The sequence below is a fragment of the Agrobacterium sp. T29 genome, assembly GCF_006970545.1.
Classification (GTDB): Bacteria; Pseudomonadota; Alphaproteobacteria; order Rhizobiales; family Rhizobiaceae; genus Agrobacterium; species Agrobacterium leguminum.
This window is the reverse complement of the sequence record NZ_CP040641.1, coordinates 496,227-516,265: the sequence shown is the minus strand read 5'-3', so window position 1 is coordinate 516,265 and position 20,039 is coordinate 496,227. Positions and strand designations below refer to the sequence as shown.

Annotated in this window: 16 protein-coding genes; 9 read left to right on the top strand and 7 right to left on the bottom strand. The window is 60.6% G+C overall.

Annotated features, from left to right (window positions below):
• Positions 1 to 89 precede the first annotated feature (89 nt).
• From FGF54_RS17290 to FGF54_RS17280, 3 genes are all read right to left on the bottom strand, one after another.
• Positions 90 to 1,688 carry an ABC transporter substrate-binding protein gene (locus tag FGF54_RS17290; RefSeq protein WP_142780549.1) on the bottom strand — a complete coding sequence of 533 codons (1,599 nt, stop codon included), beginning with the start codon at positions 1,686 to 1,688 and terminating at the stop codon, positions 90 to 92.
• Between the two features lie 81 nt (positions 1,689 to 1,769).
• Positions 1,770 to 2,399 (bottom strand): SGNH/GDSL hydrolase family protein, encoded by a 630-nt coding sequence (locus tag FGF54_RS17285; RefSeq protein WP_142780548.1) that lies wholly within the window; start codon positions 2,397 to 2,399, stop codon positions 1,770 to 1,772.
• Positions 2,400 to 2,405: 6 nt separating this feature from the next.
• Positions 2,406 to 3,554, bottom strand: a complete 1,149-nt coding sequence (locus tag FGF54_RS17280; protein WP_046801469.1) for a mandelate racemase family protein — start codon at positions 3,552 to 3,554, stop codon at positions 2,406 to 2,408.
• Positions 3,555 to 3,991: 437 nt separating this feature from the next.
• Here FGF54_RS17280 and FGF54_RS17275 point away from each other — a divergent pair, with 437 nt between their 5' ends.
• Positions 3,992 to 5,020 carry an LLM class flavin-dependent oxidoreductase gene (locus FGF54_RS17275; protein WP_142780547.1) on the top strand — a complete coding sequence of 343 codons (1,029 nt, stop codon included), beginning with the start codon at positions 3,992 to 3,994 and terminating at the stop codon, positions 5,018 to 5,020.
• An 86-nt stretch (positions 5,021 to 5,106) separates the two neighbouring features.
• Here the strand turns inward: FGF54_RS17275 and FGF54_RS17270 are convergent, their stop codons facing one another.
• Complete coding sequence (locus tag FGF54_RS17270; RefSeq protein WP_142780546.1) at positions 5,107 to 6,414, bottom strand: NtaA/DmoA family FMN-dependent monooxygenase; 1,308 nt, start codon at positions 6,412 to 6,414, stop codon at positions 5,107 to 5,109.
• Between the two features lie 358 nt (positions 6,415 to 6,772).
• Between FGF54_RS17270 and FGF54_RS17265 the strand changes: the two genes are divergently transcribed.
• From FGF54_RS17265 to FGF54_RS17230, 8 genes are all read left to right on the top strand, one after another.
• Positions 6,773 to 7,840: an ABC transporter substrate-binding protein gene (locus tag FGF54_RS17265; RefSeq protein WP_142780545.1), complete on the top strand. Its 1,068-nt coding sequence runs from the start codon at positions 6,773 to 6,775 to the stop codon at positions 7,838 to 7,840.
• A gap of 7 nt (positions 7,841 to 7,847) precedes the next feature.
• Positions 7,848 to 8,744 (top strand): NmrA family NAD(P)-binding protein, encoded by an 897-nt coding sequence (locus FGF54_RS17260; RefSeq protein ID WP_142780544.1) that lies wholly within the window; start codon positions 7,848 to 7,850, stop codon positions 8,742 to 8,744.
• Positions 8,735 to 9,919: an LLM class flavin-dependent oxidoreductase gene (locus FGF54_RS17255; RefSeq protein WP_142780543.1), complete on the top strand. Its 1,185-nt coding sequence runs from the start codon at positions 8,735 to 8,737 to the stop codon at positions 9,917 to 9,919. Before FGF54_RS17260 ends, FGF54_RS17255 begins: the two co-directional genes overlap by 10 nt.
• A gap of 90 nt (positions 9,920 to 10,009) precedes the next feature.
• Positions 10,010 to 11,209 (top strand): M20 aminoacylase family protein, encoded by a 1,200-nt coding sequence (locus FGF54_RS17250; protein WP_142780542.1) that lies wholly within the window; start codon positions 10,010 to 10,012, stop codon positions 11,207 to 11,209.
• A 34-nt stretch (positions 11,210 to 11,243) separates the two neighbouring features.
• Entirely contained in the window at positions 11,244 to 12,833 is a 1,590-nt protein-coding gene (locus tag FGF54_RS17245; protein ID WP_168208170.1) for an ABC transporter substrate-binding protein, read from the top strand.
• Positions 12,834 to 13,263: 430 nt separating this feature from the next.
• Positions 13,264 to 13,614 (top strand): DUF3088 domain-containing protein, encoded by a 351-nt coding sequence (locus FGF54_RS17240; protein WP_142780540.1) that lies wholly within the window; start codon positions 13,264 to 13,266, stop codon positions 13,612 to 13,614.
• Positions 13,615 to 13,652: 38 nt separating this feature from the next.
• Positions 13,653 to 15,248 (top strand): ABC transporter substrate-binding protein, encoded by a 1,596-nt coding sequence (locus FGF54_RS17235; protein WP_080857364.1) that lies wholly within the window; start codon positions 13,653 to 13,655, stop codon positions 15,246 to 15,248.
• 45 nt (positions 15,249 to 15,293) lie between these two features.
• Positions 15,294 to 16,646: an LLM class flavin-dependent oxidoreductase gene (locus FGF54_RS17230; RefSeq protein WP_142780539.1), complete on the top strand. Its 1,353-nt coding sequence runs from the start codon at positions 15,294 to 15,296 to the stop codon at positions 16,644 to 16,646.
• Between the two features lie 16 nt (positions 16,647 to 16,662).
• On the opposite strand, the gene FGF54_RS17225 is transcribed toward FGF54_RS17230, so the two are convergent.
• The 3 genes from FGF54_RS17225 to FGF54_RS17215 all read right to left on the bottom strand — a co-directional run bounded on the left by FGF54_RS17225 (position 16,663) and on the right by FGF54_RS17215 (position 20,033).
• Positions 16,663 to 17,634: a LysR substrate-binding domain-containing protein gene (locus FGF54_RS17225; protein WP_142780538.1), complete on the bottom strand. Its 972-nt coding sequence runs from the start codon at positions 17,632 to 17,634 to the stop codon at positions 16,663 to 16,665.
• Positions 17,635 to 17,669: 35 nt separating this feature from the next.
• The gene (locus tag FGF54_RS17220; RefSeq protein ID WP_142780537.1) at positions 17,670 to 18,908 is read right to left on the bottom strand and encodes an acyl-CoA dehydrogenase family protein; all 1,239 of its coding nucleotides are present in this window, start codon (positions 18,906 to 18,908) and stop codon (positions 17,670 to 17,672) included.
• Positions 18,909 to 18,977: 69 nt separating this feature from the next.
• Entirely contained in the window at positions 18,978 to 20,033 is a 1,056-nt protein-coding gene (locus FGF54_RS17215; RefSeq protein ID WP_142780536.1) for an aldo/keto reductase, read from the bottom strand.
• Positions 20,034 to 20,039 lie beyond the last annotated feature (6 nt).

Below are 20,039 nucleotides of genomic sequence, written 5' to 3'. Positions count from 1 at the left end.
GCCTGACACATTGGGTGAGCGGGGCTTTGTTACAGCAAAAAGGCGCGGGGTTAGCCGCGCCTTTTCCTACTCGCAGATATGGCGGTCGATTACCGCTCCTTGCTCACTTCTTCAAACCGCGAAAGCCAGGGGCTGACGATCATGCCCTTGATATCGCTGCGGAAGGCGGCGGTGTCGATGACCTCGGAGAAGGGCTGAATGGACATGACGATCTCGTCCATATAGCCCTGCAGCTCCTCATAAAGCTTCGTCTGTTTCGCCACGTCGCGCTCCACCAGCGCCGCCTCGATCATCTTGTTCAGCTTCTCATCGAAGAAGCTGGTGCGCCAGCTCTGGTAATTGGTGAGCTTGGCGTCATCGGCATTGTTGGGATTATAGGCGATGGAGCGCAGGTTGTTGTCCGGGTGTGGCTGCTGGCCGCCGCCGCCGCGGCCGAGCAGCAGTTCGAAGTTGCGCTCGCGCATCGCGCCGTAAATCTGGTCGCCGGAGCCGCTGATCAGCTCGGTCTGAATGCCGGCCTGCGCCAGCGTGTTCTGGATCGCCGTTGCCGCTTTCATGAAGGGGTCTTCCGAAAGCACGCGCAGCGTCGTCTTGAAACCGTTCGGATAACCGGCTTCTGCCAGAAGCGCCTTGGCTTTTTCGATGTCGAGCTTGTAGCCCTGATCCGGCAGCGCGCCCATGACGCCGGTGCTGAGGGAGCGCTGATGCAGCTTGCCGTAATAGGGCATGACCGCCTTGTCGAGACCGTCGTAATCGATCAGGTAACGCAGGGCCTCGCGCACCTTCTTGTTCGCGAAGCGCTCATCCTTCATCGAAACGCTGAGGTAATAAAAACCGGAGCCGGGTGTGGATTCGATGGTGACGGCCTTGTCGGCCTCGAGCGATTTCAGGTCCGGGGCCTGAAGGGAATAGGCAACGTCGATATCACCTTTTTCCAGCATCAGCCGCTGCGACTGCGATTCCGGCAGATGGCGCATCAGAATGCGCTTCATCTTTGCCTTCTCACCCCAATAATCGTCGTTGCGGGTGAGGATGATATATTCGTTGGATTTCCACTGCGTCAGCTTGAAGGGGCCGGAGCCGGCGGAATTCAGCGTCAGCCATGCGCCGCCCAGATCGCCGTCCTTTTCATTCTCGAGCGCCGTCTTGCTGTCGATGATCGAGCCGGGACCGTTCTGCGCAAGGATCATCAGCAGAAGGTTGGGGTCGTCGGGCTTCGGAATATTCAGCACGAAGGTCTGGTCGTTTTCGGCAACGAACAGCTTGTCGGCCTCTTCCAGTTTGAAGCCACGGGTTTTCAGGAAGGATGATTGCGCCAGATTGCGGGCGAGCAGCCGCTTCAGGCTCCACGCCACGTCCTTGGCCGTCACGGCGTTGCCGGAGGCGAATTTGGCATCGGCGCGCAGATGGAAGCGGATTGATTTCCGATCTTCGGCAATTTCCCAGCGTTCGGCAAGGCGGGGCTGAACGCTGCGATCTTTCGGGGAAAGCACGACCAGCGTGTCATAGACGTTGTTCAAGACCTGCACGGTCTCGCGGCCGGTAATGGCGGCGGGATCGAGGGTGAGGATATTGCTCATGGTCGTGGCGACGATGAGCTGGTCCTTCGGCGTTTCGGCAAAGGCGCTGAGCGGCATGGCGCCGATCAGCAGGGCGCCAAGTGCTGCGGTTGCAAGAAAATGTTTCATCTTTCCTCCCAATACGGCCGGTTCATACGGCCTTTCCACGTTTTGATCCACACGCCCGGTTCCTCCTCGGGCGTCGCAGGATCAGCCAAGAATCTCTCTGACCGGAGCTGCGAGCGCCCGGCCGATTGCCGCCGTTGCCGGCGCATCCAGATGCACGCCATCTACAGGTGAGGCGCTGGCGACCGACCCGGCATCGAAGAAGGCATGTCCGAGTTCGGCGGTGAGTTTGCGGTAAAGCGGCGCAAGCCTGAGCGATTGCCCTACATCCCGCCCGCCGGCAGGTTCGCCGCCCGGGCCTGCGACGCAGGGCGGCGGGGAGACGATCAGCAGTTTCGGCACGGCCTCTCGCGGTTTGTAAATGAAGGTCTCGACGATCTGCGCCAGCCGCCGCATGCCGGAAACTGCGGCTTCCGCCCGCCCGCCATGCACCGGCTTGATGTCGTTGGTGCCGAGCATGATGATGACGAGATCGAGCGGCATGTGGCAGGACAGCGCGATTTCCAGCGCCCGCGCGCCGTTGCGGCAGGCCGGGCCGGCATGGTCGTCGTAACAGGTGGTGCGCCCGCCAAGTCCTTCCGGGTGAACCTTCACCTTTCCGGAAAGCGCGGCCTCCAGAACCTCCGGCCAGCGGTGTTCGGCGGGGTGCCTCAGACCCGTGGCCGGGTCCGCGCCCCAGGTGAGGCTGTCTCCGAAGGCGAGCACCGTTTTCATGGCCCGTTACCTCACCCGGTTGTTGTCGATGAAGGTAAAATCGATGTCCTCGCCAAGACCCGGCCGATCAGGAACATGCACGAAGCCGTCGCCATCCATCGGGTCGGACAGCGACTTCAGATAATCGTGGCCGTCATCATATTCGAGGAAGGGGTGCAACAGGCCGCGCTCATACCAGCGGCAATTCTTGGTGGCGGCGACAACATGCAGGTTCATGGCGGTATTGCCATGCACCTCGCATTCCATGCCGAAGGCTTCTGCCAGATGCATGGTCTTCAGCGCCGGGGTGATGCCGCCGACATCGTTGACGCCGGTGCGCAGAATATCGCAGGCGCCGGCCTTGATCCATTCGGCCCGGTGCCAATGCTTGCCGGCCGCACTTTCCGGGCCGACGACCGGAATATCGAGATTGTCGGAAAGCCATTTGTAGGAGGACAGAGATTGCTCATCCATTGGCTCCTCGATCCAGTCGAAGCCGAGTTTTTCGAGGCCACGCCCAAGCGCCAGCGCATCGGTGCGGGAATACCAGTGGAAGGCATCGATCATCAGGCGAATATCGGGGCCGACCGCCTCGCGCACGGCGGCGCAGGCCTTGAGGTCCATCTTCACATCCGGCGCCCAGCTGACCGGGGGCATCCAGGTGTGCAGCTTGATGCCCTTGTAGCCGCGCTTCACCAGCGTTTCGGCAAAGCGGCCGTAGTCCTCAGGTGTCGCAAGCCCGCCTTCAAGCTCGTCGCCGCACATGATGGAGCCATAGGCCAGCACCTTGTCGCGATAGCCGCCGATCAACTTGTATACAGGTTGGTTGAGCGAGCGGCCGGCAAGGTCCCACAGGGCGCAATCCACCACCGCCAGCGTGCGGTCGGTCAGCTGCGCGGCCGAACCACGCTGCCAGTGAGCAAGGTCCTGCCATAGCCGTTCGCGGTCGCGATGGTCCTCACCGATCAGAACTTTCTTGACGAATTTTTCGATGACATGCGGGCGAACGATCTCCGGCGCGGTGAAGGAGTGACCTTCCTGACCGTCTTCGGTGCGGATGGTCAGCATGGCCTGTTCCACCTGATGCGCCGGACCCGGATGCGCGTGACCGGCACTGTCCGAGTGCCGACGGGTCGTCGTGCGGAAAACACGGACCTCGACGTCGGTGATGATCATAATTCCTCCCTCATGCAGGTATGGCAGCGTTTGCGGTTGCTGCAATGTCATACATGTATGCGTTATTTGTCAACATGTATGATAATCTGTATTACATGTTGATGCGGAAAATCAAGACCATTTGCGCACCGTGTTGCGCAGCTCTTCAATGTGAGAGGGCGACTGAGGGATATCTTGCCCTTCGGAGAAGAAGGTCCGACGGGGGCGTGAGCGCGGCCTATTCCAAAGGAGGGGTGGTAATCCATAATTTTAGTAGACTATTGAATCGCGCAATGATCTTTCAACAAAGGCCGGGACTATAAACGAACATGCCGTGCCAGGCGTGCCTGTCATCATGCATTCTGCATGGGTATGCGCCGCATTGAACGGCTGTCCGGAACGGGGATGGCTGCATCTGCGCTGCTGAGCTTCAACACTCATTTCCGGACCTTACAGCCATGCCCCTTTCCCATATCTCCCACTTCGCCTTTCTGGTTCCCGGCAATTATCACGATGATGATCCTGCCGACGGGCTGGAAGAAACCCTGCAGCTTTTCGAAGCCGGAGAGGTGCTGGGTTATCACAGTGCCTGGGTTCGCCAGCGCCATCTGGAAAGGGGCGTTTCATCGGCGGCAACTTTCCTCGCGGCGGCATCGCAGCGCACGAAACGGATCGGCCTCGGCACCGCTGTCATTCAGCTTGGTTACGAAAATCCCTTCAGGCTGGCGGAAGATTTGGCCACCGTGGATGTCCTGTCGCGTGGGCGATTGAATGTCGGGGTTTCGGTGGGCGCGCCGCCCTTCGCCCATCTCATTTCGGATTATGTCGATACGGTTCCCGAGGCGGACTACAGCCATGCCCGCGCCGAAAAGCTGGCGAGGGCCTTGAGATCGGAACCGCTATCCAGTGAGACGGAAGCGGGCAATGCGGCCGGTGCGCAGGTGCCACGCCTGCGGCCAGTCGCCGAGGGGCTGACGGATCGGCTATGGTATGGCGGCGGATCGCAAAATTCCGCGCGCTGGGCCGGCAAGACGGGCTTCAATCTCCTGACGGGCAATATCGTCAGCGGCGAAAATACCGATGATTTTCTGACCGCGCAGGCGGCATTGGTCAGCCGCTTCCGGCAGGAATGGGCGCATGAGCGCCAGCCGCGTGTCGCTCTTGGCCGCGTGATCCTGCCGACCGATAGCGCGAGCCCCGCGACCCGCCGCCGTTATCAGGAATTCGCCGCCGAGCGTGACAGGCGCACGACCACGCCGCATGGCGCGCGCCGCACGCTTTTCCTGCCCGATATCGTTGGGACGACGGACGAGATTCTGGAGAAGCTTTCGCGCGATCCCGTTCTGCCGCTCGTCTCGGAATTCCGTCTGGAACTGCCCTATGAATTCCAGCCGGAAGATTATCGCCAGATCGTCACGGATTTCGCCGCCGTCCTGCCGCAGCTTTCCGGCGGGCGGCCGGTTTTGAGAGTGGCGACGGGCCAATAATATGTCCCGTTCCCGCCATTCCCGTTTCCAGCGGGAAGTGGCGGGAGATGGGTATATGACACCTTCAACAGCGCCGTATCTGCCGTTCAATCTGGATAAAGCAGGCCATAGCGGTCGCGGATCGTCGCGCCTTCATATTCGCGCGGGTAAATACCGCGATCCTGCAACACCGGCACGACCTTTTCGACGAATTCGGCAATATCGTCCGGCGCGCGCGGTGGCTGCAGGGTGTAACCATCCACCGTGCCATCCTGCCAGAGGTCGATGATGCCATCCGCCACTTCTTCCGGCGTGCCGAGCAGCAGCCGGTGATGCCCTTCGGAGCGGCGCACGGCCTCACGGGCGGTGAGCTTTTCGTGGGTCAGCAGTTCGGAAAGGCCAAGCCCCATGCCAACGGCCCATTGCCGGTTCTGGTCGGGAATGAAGCGCTCGCCATCGAGTTTTATATCCGGGTTGAAGTCGCGCGGATCAATGCCGTTTTCCTTGGCGAAACGCGCCAGAAGCCCGTCTTCCGAGCCTGTCCCGCTGAAGAGTTCATGCTTGCGCAGCGCTTCCTCACGGGTCTCGCCCAGAATGACGACAAGGCCCGGAACGATGCGGATGCCGGAGGGATCGCGGCCGAGGGAGATGGCACGGTCGCGGACCTTTTTGCCGAAGGCCTGACCTGCCGGGCGTGACAGGATGTTGCAATAGATGATCTCGCCATGGCGTGCCGCCAGATCGATGCCGCCTTCGGAGGCGCCGGCCTGTGCGATGACGGGATGCCCCTGCGGCCCACGCGGAACGTTGAGCGGGCCTTTCACATGGAAATATTTGCCCTCATGATCGATGGTCTCGGCCGTTGCCGCATCCCAGAAACGCTCTTCCGGCACCTCGCCTTCGCGGCGCGGATCCCAGCTCGACCAGAGTTTTTTCGCCACGTCGAGAAATTCGGTGGCCTTGGCATATCTCTCGCTGCGCGGCGGCAGCGGATCGTTGCCGAAATTGGCGGCGACATTGGGATTGAAGGAAGAAACGATATTGACGATCAGCCGGCCGCCGGTGACGAGGTCGATGGATTGCGTCCGCCGGGCGAAATTATAGGGCGAATTATAGGTGGAAGACACCGTTGCCACAAAGCCGATGTCCGGCACCTGTGCGGCAAGCGATGTCGAGAGAATGAGCGGATCGATGGTGTGAAACGGGCGGCTTGCCGGGTCGGTCAGCAGTGCGGGGTGGTCGGAAAGGAAAACGGCGTCGAACCGGCCCTTATGGGCCAGTTCAGTCAGCCGGCGATAATAGCCTATGTCGTTGATGTCGTGCCGGTCTCCGCTCCGGTATTTCCAGGCATTGGCGAGGTATCCGGTGGTGTTGATGCCGACATTGAGATTGAGCCGGCGTTTGGTCTTGCTCATGCTGCCACGTTTCTTTCAGGTCTGTTGGATTGCCGGCCTGTATGACCGGCGCAATTGCGGGAAGCGTAACAGCCGGGGGGCCGGTCGCGAGTTAAAAATCCTTGCTGCGCGGAGAAGAAAAACTTTCATCCGTGGCAGCACCCAAGCGGCGGTCGAATGTGAGGGATGGGTGCGGCAGGCTGGGGAATCCGACCCGAAATCCTGCCATTATCGAAAGGATATTCCGTCGTCTTGGCGAACCAATCACAAGATGGAAACGAATTTCCTCAATCGCGCCTGAAATAGTACACTTTATCTATAGAAAATATTTTATGGCGTGTAGCGTGCCGTTCAGATCGCAATTTCGAGGACGAACGCCATGGCTGATGCCGCCCTTCGCCAGATAACCCAACCCGTAACCGTGTGGTACACACGCTGCCCGGCGCCCACGCCGCTTTCCATCGCGGCGCAACTGGGCTGGATCGAGGACAGTTTCGGTGCCCATGGCATCTCTGTTTCCTCCATTCGCGACGCGGCCGATCCGGCCATTCGCCAGAGCCATTTCGATCATCGTCTGGACTGGTCTTTCCGTCAGGGCGGCAATATTCCGCCGATCTGGGCGAGATCCGGCGGCCGGAAAACACGGCTGGTGGGGTTGACGAGAACCGACGAGTTTCAGGCCGTCATCGCCTTGCCAGCAAGCGGAATAAGCAAGGGCAGCGACCTGAAGGGACGGCGCATCGGCCTGCCGAAACGGCCGAATGAAACCATCGATTTCCAGCGAGCGACATCGCTCAAAGGCATCGTTTCGGCGCTGACGGTCTCGGGCCTCGCCGTTGCGGATGTCGAGCTTGTCGATCTCACGGCGAAAGAGCCGGTGTTGCTCGATCCGTCTGACGACAGGTTCCATGGTCTGCGCCGGCGGTTTCCTTATGGTGAGGAGATTGCAGCGCTGCATCGGGGCCAGATCGATGCGTTTTTCGTCAAGGGTGCGGAAGGCGTCACCGTCGCCAATCTCATCGGTGCGCAGGTCGTGGTGTCGACGGGGTTTCACCCCGATCCGAAAATCCGCATCAACAATGGCACGCCGCGCCCGTTGACGGTGGACGCCACCTTTGCCGATGAGCGGCCCGATCTGGTGGCGGAACTCGTCGCCACCGTACAGCGGGTTGCCCAATGGGCAAATGACAATCCGGCGGAAGCCGTGCGTTTCATCGCCCGCGAGATCGGCGTCAGCGAGGAGGCGGTTCTGGCTGCGAATGGCCCGGATGTACACCGCAATCTGAGGCTTGATCTCGATCCGGCCGAGCTGGATGCACTGAGCCATTTCAAGGATTTCCTGCTGGAATGGAGATTCATTCCGGCGGATTTCGATGTGCAGGACTGGGCCGATCCACGCGCCCTTTCTTTCGAGCAAGATGCTGCGCAACGCAGTGCGGGAAAGTGAGGGCGTCATGACAGCCACCATTCTTGTAACGGGCGCAACCGGCAAGCTCGGCCGACGTGTCGTCAGCCGTCTCTTGCAGAAAGAGGCGAAGGTTCGGGTGCTGACCCGCAGGCGCGAGGATGCGCTCAAGCTCTGGGGCGACAGGGTCGATATCTCGGAGGGAAATTTCTCCGACCCGGCCAGCCTGAAGGAGGCCTCGCGCGGTATCGAGACCGTCTTTCTGCTTTCCCCCATCGGTGAAACGCTGGCGGCGGACCAGAATGCGGTCATCGATGCCGCCCTCTCCGCCGGAGCGTCGCGGATCGTGAAAATATCCGGCTCCGACTGGACCATTGAGAATGCCGTACATTCCATTTCGGGGGCGGCGCATGCTGAGGTGGAACGGCATCTGGCCGCAAGCGGCATCGCGCATACCGTGCTGCGGCCGAATGCCTGGATGCAGGTTGCGCTGGAACCCGTTGTCGCTGCGCTGCGCAAGGGTGAGGATGTGCCCGCCCGCTTCGGCAATGCGGCCGTTTCCTTCATCAATGCCGACGATATTGCCGACGTCGCCGTTCACGCCCTGACATCAAGCGCGCCGGTTTCCGGCACTTTGGTGCTGACCGGCGGGGAAGCCCTGACGGCGCTGGAAATCGCCCGCATCGCTGCGCGCATCCTGCATCGTCCCGTCGGGGTTTCGCACAATGCCGCCCCGGCCTTTCCGCCGCATATCGGTGCGTTCGAAGAGAAGGCGATCGGGGAATTCGGGCAACTCATTCGCGAAAATCTCGCGGCATCCGTCAACGACATTATCCAGCAGATTACCGGCCGGTTGCCCCGCAGCGTCGAAGACTATCTGCACGCTCGGTTGGTGGCGGTTGCCCCGAAGGGCGACGATTCCGAAGGAGAAAAGACATGGCGCTGACTGTTCCGCTGCCTGAAGGTCCCGAGCTGAAAGATCTGGAACTGAAAAGCCCGGCTGATTTCGAAGACAGCCCGCTCAGCCGGGCGGTGAAGCAGCCGCTGATGCTGGGCCTATTCCTCAATCTGCAGGACATCAATTTCTCCAGCCTGCCGACCAGCAACAGCTGGACCTTCGATTACAATGTCGAACTGGTGAAGCGCGCGGAGGAGTTAGGTTTCGAGATCGCCTTCAGCCGCACGCAATGGCTGCCCAAGGGCGGTTATGACGGTGAATCCTCGCTCGACAGCTTCATCGCGCTTGGCGCCATGGCGGCGGTCACGAAGAGCATCCTTCTGATCTCCACCATCCATGTGCTTTATGGGCCTCTGCATCCGCTGCATCTCGCCAAATATGGTGCGACGCTGGATCATATCGCCAAGGGGCGCTGGGGTATCAACATCGTCACCGGCCACCGCGCCATCGAGCATGAAATGTTTGGCTGGCAGCGTATCGACCACGACAAGCGCTATGACATGGCCGGCGAATTGTTCGATGTTCTTCATCGCCTTTGGGGTGAGACCGAGAATTTTTCCTATGAAGGCAAGCTCAATCCCTGGGCGATCAACAATGGCTGGATCACGCCGAAGCCTGCTTTCGGACGCCCGCCGCTGGTGACCGCGACAGGTTCGCCCGCCGGTATCGATTTCGCCGCCCGGCATTCCGATCTGGTTTTCGTCACTTCGCCCGGCGGCGCGCATATAGACAGCGCGCTGGAAACGCTTCCCAATCATGTTGCGACTATCAAGAACCGCGCCAAGGCCTATGGCCGGCAGGTGAAGACGATCATCAACCCGATCATCGTCAGCCGCGATACGGAGAAGGAGGCAATCGCCTATGCGGATGCCATCGAGGCCGGAAAACCGCAGCCCGGCACCCGCGCCTTCGCCACCAATAATTACGACAGCGACGCCCATGCCTGGCGCGGCCGCGGCGATGCGCGCCATAAGCAGGGGCGCAATCTTGGCGGCAATATCGAGATCATCGGTTCGCCAGAGCAGGTGGTAGAGCAGCTTGTCGGTCTGAAAAAGGCCGGGATCGATGGGGTTCAGCTGAATTTCTACGATTTCCGCGAGGACCTCGATTATTTCGCCGAGCGCATTTTGCCGCTGATGAAGGAGGCGGGCCTGAGGCTCTGACGCCTCTCCCGCTGCATTTTCCAGTCCCGAAACCCACACTTCGCAATTGCCTGATTGCGGAAACGATATTTTTTACACTGAGGAGATGCCGTGAATATCGCCGTCGATCCCGTCAAAACGCCCGCACCCAAAATCATAGACCGGATTGGGACCTATGTTCCCGAACTCGTCTCCATCCGCCACGATCTGCACCAGCATCCGGAAATCGGTTTCGAGGAGGTCCGCACCTCCGGCATCGTCGCGGAAAAGCTAGCCTCTTGGGGCATCGAGGTGCATCGCGGTTATGGCAAGACCGGCGTGGTCGGCGTGCTGCGTGGTAGCCATGCGGGCAACCGCTCCATTGGGCTGAGGGCGGATATGGATGCCCTGCCGATGCCGGAGGAGACCGGTCTGCCCTACGCGTCGGTCTATCCCGGCAAATTCCACGGCTGCGGGCATGATGTGCACACCACCATCCTGCTCGGCACCGCCCGTTATCTGGCGGAAACCCGCGATTTTGCCGGCACGGTGGTGTTCATTTTCCAGCCGGCCGAGGAAGGTCTTGGCGGCGCGCGCGCCATGATCGCCGATGGGTTGTTCAAGGATTTCCCCGTTGACGAGATTTACGGGCTGCACAATTCCTCCCATGCCGCGCCCAATCATTTGAAGGTTTCGCGCGGCACCATTCTGGCGGGGGCGGATTTCTTCGATATCCGGCTGAAGGGCAGGGGTGCCCACGCCGCTCACCCCGATGTTTCGCGTGATCCGGTGCCGGCGACCGGCGAACTGATCCAGGCGCTGCAAACCATCGTCAGCCGCAATGTGTCGCCGACCGATCCCGCTGTCCTGTCGATCACCCGCATCGAGGCGGGATCGGCCTATAACGTCATTCCCGAAACGTCAGCGATTGCCGGCACGGTTCGGGCTTTCTCCGACAGCGTGCGCGAAACCATAAGGGAGCGCATCCGCACGATTTCCGATCACATTGCCGCAGCGCACGGCCTCACCGCCGAGGTGGATATTCGCGACATATTCTCGGTTCTCACCAATGACGATGCATCGGTGGGGATCGTCGCCGGCGTGGCGCGTGAGGTTCTGGGAGACGAGCGCGTTTCCACCGAGCCCGGCCGCTTCATGGGCAGCGAGGATTTCGCCGATCTCCTGAAACACGCGCCCGGCGCGTTTTTCACCCTCGGCCATTCCGGCACGGTGCCTGCCCATAATCCCGGTTTCATCGTCGACGACGCCATTCTGCCCGTCGGCGCCACTCTGTTTGCCCGGCTGGTGGAAACCCGGCTGAAACCTGCCTGAACATTTAAAAACAAGCCTGCAAGAGGAAACATCCATGGATATTACGAGACGTAAGACATTGCTTTTGAGCGCAGCGTTAACCGGGGCAATGCTGTTGCCCTCCCTGCCGGCTCTGGCGGCGGAAACGCCGAAAAAGGGCGGCATCGTCACCCTTGCGGGTCTTGGCGAGCCGACGACGCTGGTGCCGCTTTCCGATTCCAATACGCGCACCCGCGCCATTTCCACGAAAATCCTCGAAGGGCTGGTGCGGTTCGACAGCGAGTTCAAACCGCACCCGGTTCTGGCCGAAAGCTGGGAAACATCGGCTGACGGGCTGCGCCACACTTTCAAGCTGCGCAAGGGCGTCAAATGGCATGACGGCAAGGATTTCACGTCGCAGGATGTCAAATTTTCCCTGCTGGCCTTCAAGAAGGTTGGCCCACGCGGGCGCATCACTTTCGCCAATGTTGCCGATATCGAAACGCCCGATCCGCTGACGGCCGTGGTGGTGCTTTCCAAGCCCGCGCCCTATCTCCTGCGGGCGCTGACGGGCGGCGAAACACCCATTCTGCCGGCCCATGCCTATGCTTCGGAAAATTATAACGAAAGTCCCAATGGTAACGCGCCAGTCGGCACCGGCCCCTTCGTCTTCGAGGAATGGAAGCGCGGCAGCTATGTGAAGCTGAAGAAGAATCCGAACTACTGGCAGGCCGATCTTCCCTATCTCGACGGTTTCGTGGCCCGTTTCGTCGCGGATTCGGCTTCCACCACCATTTCCGTGGAGACGGGCGAGGCGGATTATACCGCTGATGTGTCCTACAGCGATCTGGAGCGTCTGCGGCAAAATCCGAAGCTTGCCGTGGAGGTCTATACCGACTCCTATCTCAACAATGCCGCCGTGTTCGAATTCAATCTTGAAAATCCGATCCTTGCCAAAAAGGAGGTCCGGCACGCTTTGGCCCATGCCATCGACCGCGATTTCATCAACGATGCCATTTTCTTCGGGACGGCAAAACCGGCCGGTTCGAACATTCCGGCTGTCTTCACCGCCTATAATGACGAAAAGCCTTTCACCTATCCCTTCGATCTCGCCAAAGCGAACGAATTGCTGGACAAGGCCGGCTACCCGAAGGGTGCTGATGGCACCCGTTTTTCGCTGCGGCTGGCCTTCCTGCCTTCCGACGTCTTCCGCAAAACCGCCGAATATCTCCGCTCATCCTTCGGCAAACTCGGCGTGAAGGTGGATATTGTCGAAGGCGATCTCGCCACCTTCATCAAGCGGGTCTATACGGAGCGCGGTTTTGACCTGACGGTGAACGGCATCAGCCGGCTGTTCGATCCGACGGCGGGCGTGCAGCGCCTCTATTGGTCCGACGGGATCAAGAAACCCGCGCCCTATGTCAACGCCGCCCATTACAATAATCCAAAGGTGGATGATCTTTTCCGTGCCGCCGCGATTGAAGTGGACGAAACGAAACGGGCGGGGCAGTTCCACGATATCCAGAAAATCACCGGCGATGACCTGCCGAATTTCTCGATCGTCGCTTTGCCGACCGTCATTCTGCGGAACACCAATCTGAAATCGCTCGTGACGACCATCGACATTGCTTATGGCGATCTGGCGACGGCCTGGAAAGGCGAGTGAGCGTTTGTCAAAAGGGGTATCCAAGCTCCGTCACCCCGGACTGGATCCGGGGTACAGCGCGATCAAGTCCTTGATCGCGAGAGACTCCTCTCACGGCGCAGACGCGCCGTGGCTGGATGCCGGGTCAAGCCCGGCATGACGGAGGAAGGGTCTGCGATCATCACCATTAACCCGGCAATTTTGCCGGGTTTTTTATTGCCGAAATCCGCCTTCCATCCTTTTTTGCACCTTCGCGCGGCGCGCCCGTTTCAGGGAAAAACTTTGCGCAGGAAACAGGTCGGGTAAAACAGCGATGCCACACGTGAAATTTTCGAAAAAATAAGTTTCATCAATAATTTAGCGCAAAGCAATTCTTCGCCGCGAAGCAAGAATTGCTTTCTGGACCCGCACTCTGGCCACCGGCACTGTGAGCTGGAAATCTCACCCTCGCATGATGGATGCCATGGCCAAGGATACGCTTTTTTTGATCGCCCCCGGTTTTGAAGACCCCAAACACCCCGGTGTCCGCTTCGTCTGCCCGCATTGCAACCAGATCGAAGGCCTGCTTGCCGCCTTTCCGGATCTTGCCACCGGGATCGATATCCGCCGCGTCGGTTTCCAGCGCCCGCGTGAGGCTGTCATCGCCGCCGTGGGGGAGGAAAACCAGTCGCTGCCGCTGTTCATCTTCGCAGGCGACGCGCCTAGCGACGCTACGGCCAAGGGCGAGACGCATTTCATTCAGGACACCAAACGCATTTTGCAAATCCTCGCCGAGCGCCACGGTTTCCCGCAGCTGCACTGAGTTGCCGCGCCCACTATCGGATTTTTTCGGAGACAGACATGACCATTTCCAGACGCCAGTTTCACAAGATTGCACTTGCCGCCGGCGCTTTCGTCGCGCTTCCAGGAGGTTCCTTTGCCGCTGCCGAAGAGCCGGTTTCGGGCGGCACGCTCAAGATTGTTTATTTTCCCGAGCCGACCCAGCTCGTGGCGATCAATACCAGCGCGGGCGGTCCGCAGTTTATCGGCTCGAAGATTTATGACGGGCTTTTGACCTATGATTACGAGCTTTCGCCCAAGCCGAGCCTCGCCAGGGAATGGAGCGTTTCGGCCGATGGGCTGGAATATGTCTTCCATCTGCAGCCCAAGGCGAAGTTTCACGATGGCAAACCGGTGACATCGGCAGATGTGGAATTTTCCATTCTGCGGCTGAAGGAAGCCCATCCGCGCGGTCGCGCTACTTTCTCGCATGTTGAAAGTGTCGATGCGTCCGATCCGCTGGTCGCGAAAGTGAAGCTTTCCAAGCCGGCGCCGGGCCTGATCACCGCGCTCGCCTCGTCGGAATCGCCAATCGTACCGAAGCACATCTTCGAGACCTTCAAGCCGACGGATAATCCGAAACCCGCCCAGATCATCGGCAGCGGCCCCTTCGTGCTCAAGGAATGGGTGCCGGGCAGCCATATTCTTCTGGAGAAGAATGCCGACTACTGGGATGCGCCGCGTCCTTATCTCGACCGCGTCATCATCCGCCTTATCAACGATGCGGGGGCCCGCGCTGCGGCACTGGAGACCGGAGAAGGCGATATCGGCCCGAACCCGGTGGCGCTTGCCGATCTGGAGCGGCTGAAATCCATTCCCACATTGAAGGTGGATGACCGCATCTATGCCTATGCCGGCCAGCAGAACCAGCTGGTGATCAACCTTGAGAACGAATATCTCAAGGAATTGAAGGTCAGGCAGGCCATTGCCCATGCCATCGATGTTCCGGCGCTCATCGATACTGTGCTTTATGGCTACGCCGTGCCATCGCCGACGCCGATAAGCCCCGGCCTTGCGAAGTTCCACAATCCGGATATCGGTTTCGCCAAGTTCGATGTCGCACAGGCTGAAAAGCTGCTGGATGAGGCCGGTTTCCCGCGCAAAGATGGCGGCAAGCGCTTCAAGCTTCGGGTTACCACCAACCCGTTCAATCCACAGACCTATTCGGATTTCATCGCGCAGGCGCTGTCGAAAATCGGCATCGAAGCGGATATCCAGAAATTCGATTTCGGCACCTATGTGAAGGTGGTCTATACCGACCGTGCCTGGGACCTTTCTGTGGAATCCCTCTCCAATACCTTCGATCCGACAGCGGGCGTGCAGCGCGTCTACTGGAGCAAGAACTTCAAGATCGGCCTGCCATTCTCCAATGCCAGCCACTACGCCAATCCGGAGGTGGACCGGCTGCTGGAAGCGGCGGCGGTGGAGCCGGATATCGAAAAACGCGCCGCCTTCTTCAAGGAGTTTCAGGCCGTTATCGCAAAAGATCTTCCCGTCATCAATCTCGTCTCCCCCATCCAGCCGGTCGTCGGCAGCGTGCGCATCAAGGATTATGCGACCGGGGCGGAGGGGCTGAGCGGCAATCTCGCCAAGGCCTGGGTGACGAAGGAGGCGTGAGCGCCTCCCAACCCTTCGGTTCAGAGCGAATAAGAGGTCATTTCCATGAGCAGAAAATCCGAGAAGCTGGTTCTCAATGCCTTCATCTATCCGGGCGGACATCACGAGGCGGCCTGGCGGCATCCGGATTCGGAGCCGCACCGCGTCACCGATATAAGGCTCTATCAGGATATCGCCCGCAAGGCCGAGGCGGCCAAGCTGGATGCCATCTTCTTTGCCGATGCGCCGGTGCTGGATGCCAATATCCGCTTTGCCGCCCGCCACCGGCTGGAGCCGATCACCATGCTGGCGGCCCTCGCCGCCGTCACCGAAAAGATCGGCTTCATAGCCACGGCTTCCACCACCTATTACGAGCCGTATAATCTCGCGCGGCTGTTCGCGTCCGTCGATCATATCAGCGGCGGCCGGGTGGGCTGGAACATCGTGACGACCTCTGCGGATGCGGCCGCCGGCAACTTCAATCTCCAGAAGCATCCGCCGCATGCGGATCGTTACCGTCAGGCGATCGAGTTCGTGGATGTGGTGACGAAGCTCTGGGACAGCTGGGAAGATGACGCCATTGTTGCGGATAAGGAAAGCGGCCTTTTCGCCGATACCGACCGCATCCATCCGGCCAATCACGATGGCGAGTTCTATCGGGTGCGGGGCGCACTGAACGTGCCGCGTTCACCGCAGGGCCGGCCGGTCTATGTGCAGGCTGGCTCCTCGGAGGAAGGGCGTGGTTTCGCCGCCCATTATGCCGAGGCAATCTTTACCGCGCATCAGACTCTGGAGAGTGCGCGGTCTTTTTATTCCGACATCAAGCGACGCGTCGCGGCCACGGGGCGCAATCCCGCCCATGTGAAAATCCTGCCGGGCATCAGCCCCTTCATCGCGTCAACCGAAGAGGAGGCGCGCAGACTCGAGGCGTCTTTCAACGATCTCATCCAGCCGGCCTTTTCTCTCGGGCAATTGCAGCGCATCACCGGCATCGATCTCTCATCGGCCGATCTCGATCAGCCTTTGCCGAAGGAGGCCGTGGAAGCGACGCGGGCTCAAGCGGATAGCAGCCGCCATCAGCTGGTTCTCGATGTCATCGACCGGGAAAATCCGACGATCCGGCAATTGCTGCACCGGCTTGCCGGCGGACGTGGCCACAAGGTGATTTCCGGAACGCCGGAGCAGGTGGCGGACTGGATAGAGACCTGGTTCCGCGAGGGTGCGGCCGATGGCTTCAATATCATGCCGCCATGGCTGAATGGCGGGTTCGACAACTTCGTCGACGGGGTCGTGCCGATCCTTAAACAGCGTGGGCTGTTCCGTGAGGATTACGAGGGCGACACGCTGCGTGACCATTATGGCCTGCCCCGGCCGGAAAATATCTATGCGGCGAGAGAGTTGCAAAGGGAACGCGCCTGAGGTGGGACGGGCGTGTTCAGGCGGCGGCCTCGAGAGAGCGCATATCCTCGCGCAACAAAGCGAGTAGAGATGCGACCTCCGGCAGCCGCCGCCTGTCAGGACTGGTCAGCAGGTGATAACGGCTGGCGGTCGGCTGCGGTGCGCCAAAGGGAGCGATCAGCCGGCCGTTTTTCAGTTCCTCCGAAATCAGGGAATGGCGCACGAGGCCGATACCGTGGCCGGATGAAATCGCCTCTATCAGCGCCGTCTGGCGTGAAAAACGCGGGCCGGTCACAGAGAGCCTGAGTGGAATGCGGCAGGCGCGAAGCCAGTTCGCCCATTCGAAGGCCGGGTCCAGGCCATTGCCGCGCAACATCGCAAAACCGAGATCTCGCAAGCGTTCCGGTTCGTCTGCAAGCCCATGGCGAGTAGCGAATTCCGGGGTGCAGACGGCGCTGACGGTATCGGCGAAAAGCGGCTCATGAATGAAGCCCGGAATCTGCGCATGGGTGGCGACGATGGCGCAATCGGCATCGAAATGGGTGAGATCGATGGTTTCGCTCTCTAGGGATTCAATGGAAAGCTCCACATCTCCGAGCGCCGGAACGATGCTGCCAAGCCGCGGCGCTAGCCAGCGGGCGGCAAAGCAACCTTCCGCCAGAACCTTCAGTTGCGGTCGGGCGTTCGAAACCATCAGGTCGGAAAGACTGCCGATCATGGTCTCGAAAGCATCGGCAAGGCCGGGATAAAGCGCGCTGCCGGCATCGGTCAGCAGCAATTCACCGCGCTGGCGGCTGAAAAGCGGCTGGCCGAGATGGGTTTCGAGAATACGGACCTGCTGGCCGATGGCGGCGGTGGAGACATGCAGCTCCTCCGCCGCCCGCGAAAAGCTCGCATGGCGGGCGGCGACGACAAAGGCGCGCAAGGCGGTCAGCGGTGGCAGCCGGGAAAGTGTCGGCAGGCGAAAAGCCGCCCGGCTCCCGGCGGGAGCGATAAACTCCGTTCTCATTGCTGTTCCTCCTTTGCCGCGCATTCTCGGTATGGTCAGAATACCCGGCCTTCCCTGAGATGCGTCGTTGTGCCGTTGAGATAATAATCACCGATCACCCGCGCCTTGTGGGCAAGCGGATTGTGATTGTAGACCGTGCGGATATTGCGCCAGTGGCGGTCGAAATTCCGCTCGCTCGATGTCGCCGAGCCGCCGCCGAGTTCATAGAGATTGGTGGCGACCGTCAGCGACAGCTGCGAGGCGATGATCTGGGTGCGGGCTGTGGCGAGCGAGCCTTCCAGCAGGGCTGCCTCTATCGCCTCTTCGTCCCCGGTGGCGAAGGCGGCGGCGGTGCGGTCGAGCGTTCTTGCCGCTTCGCGGATCAGGGTCTTCACCGCGAAAGCACCGGCGCTGATTTCGCCGAGCATCTTCTGCACGAACGGGTCCTGATTGGCGGTTTCGGCGCTGCTGTGAAGCGTGGTGCGCGCCTGGCGCAGCACATAATCCACGCCGTCCTTCAGCGCGCCCTGAACGGCGCCGGCGGCCGAGGCGGCGAGATGCAGCTGCCGCATGGCCGAGCTGTGGCGGCCGATCTGGCTGCCGAGCTTGCGGGTCGTCAATTCATGCGGCAGCACCTCGACATTTTCCAGCAGAACACCGCCGCTTGCCGTCATGCGCTGGCCCATGCTGTCCCAGTCGTCGAGAATGGTGATGCCGGCGCGATCAAGCGGAATGAGAACGCCAATCGGTTGTTCGTCATCGCCAATGGCGCTGAAGGTGCCGAAATCGGCAAAGGCCGTGCCTGTCGCATACCATTTGCGACCATTCAGCCGGTAGCGGTCGCCATCGGCACTCAGCCGCGTGGTGATTTCGCCGGGGCGTTTGGTGCCCTGTTCGGTGCTGGCGCCTGCGAAGAGCTTGCCGGCAAGTACATGTTCGAGATGCCGCCGGTCCTCGAGCTCGATGGGTGCGAGAGCAAGGTTTTCGGTGAAATTGAAATGGCTGCGCAGCGCGTGCGGAATATTGCTGTCGGCTTCGCCGAGGATCATCAGCACTTCAATATAGTCGGCAATCGAGCCGCCCGGTCCGCCCTTGGCTTCGGGAACGCGCAGCGTGCCGATCTTCGCCTCCTTGATAAGGGCGAAGATATCGAAAGGAAGTTCCCGCTGGCGTTCGCGACGGGCGGCATCCTTGGCCGCGATGGCCGCAATGTCCTTTGCCCGGGCCAGAATCTCGTCACGGCTCGGTACGCCGGAATTGTCGGTGGTGGTTGTCTGCAGTTTCGGATTGGACATTGCGGTTTTCCCTGAGCGGATGTGAGGGCCTGCGGCACGGGTGCGCCGCAGGCATGGTCTTCTGGACGATCAGGCGACCGCGCGCGGCTTGAGCGCCGGGCGGTGTGCGGCCTCGAGATTGCGCGGCACGCGGCCTTCGACGGGATGGCTCGGATCGTTGAAGCCGGGCGTGGAGGGATGGCCGGTCGTCACAAGGCTGTCGACCAGCGCTTCATCTTCCGCATCGATCTTCACATCGAGCGCGCGGATATATCCGTCCCAGTGCTCTTCGGTGCGCGGGCCGGTGATGGCGGCGGTGACGAACTTGTTGTTCAGCACCCAGGCAAGCGCGAAATCCGCCGCCGAAACACCCTTCGAAGCGGCATGGGCTGCGACCTTCTGCGCGATCTCGACCGATTCCGGACGCCATTCCGTTTCCAGAACACGCTTGTCGCCACGGCCAACACGGGTATCGGCGCCCGGCTGTTCGCCCGGCTGGTATTTCCCGGTCAGCACACCGCGTGCGAGCGGTGAATAGGACACGACACCAAGGCCATAATGATTGGCCGCCGGCAGCTGCTCGGCTTCGGCCGTGCGGTTGACGATGTTGTAGAGCGGCTGGCTGGCAACCGGCCGGTCGATGCCGAGCTGGTCGGCCAGATGCGAAATTTCGGCGATGCGCCAGCCACGGAAATTCGAAACGCCGAAGTAACGCAGCTTGCCGGCGCGGATGAGATCGGCGATGGCGCGCACCGGCTCTTCGAGCGGCGCATCGAAGACGGCGCGGTGGAAATAGAGGATGTCGATATAATCGGTGTTGAGGCGGCGCAGCGAATTCTCGACGGTCTCGATCACCCATTTGCGTGAATGGCCGCCAAGATTCGGGCCCTTGGTGTGGGAATTGACGAATTTCGTCGCCAAAACCCAGTGATCGCGGCTGGCCTTGATGCCGCGGCCGACGACTTCTTCCGACTTGCCGTCGTGATAGACATCGGCGGTGTCGATGAAATTGATGCCCTGCTCGCGCGCCTTGTCGATGATGCGGAAGGCCACGTCATCCGGCGTCGGGCCTCCGAACATCATCGTGCCGAGGCTCAGCGGTGAAACTTTCAGCGCGCTGCGTCCGAGATAGCGATAGTCGACCATTATGGT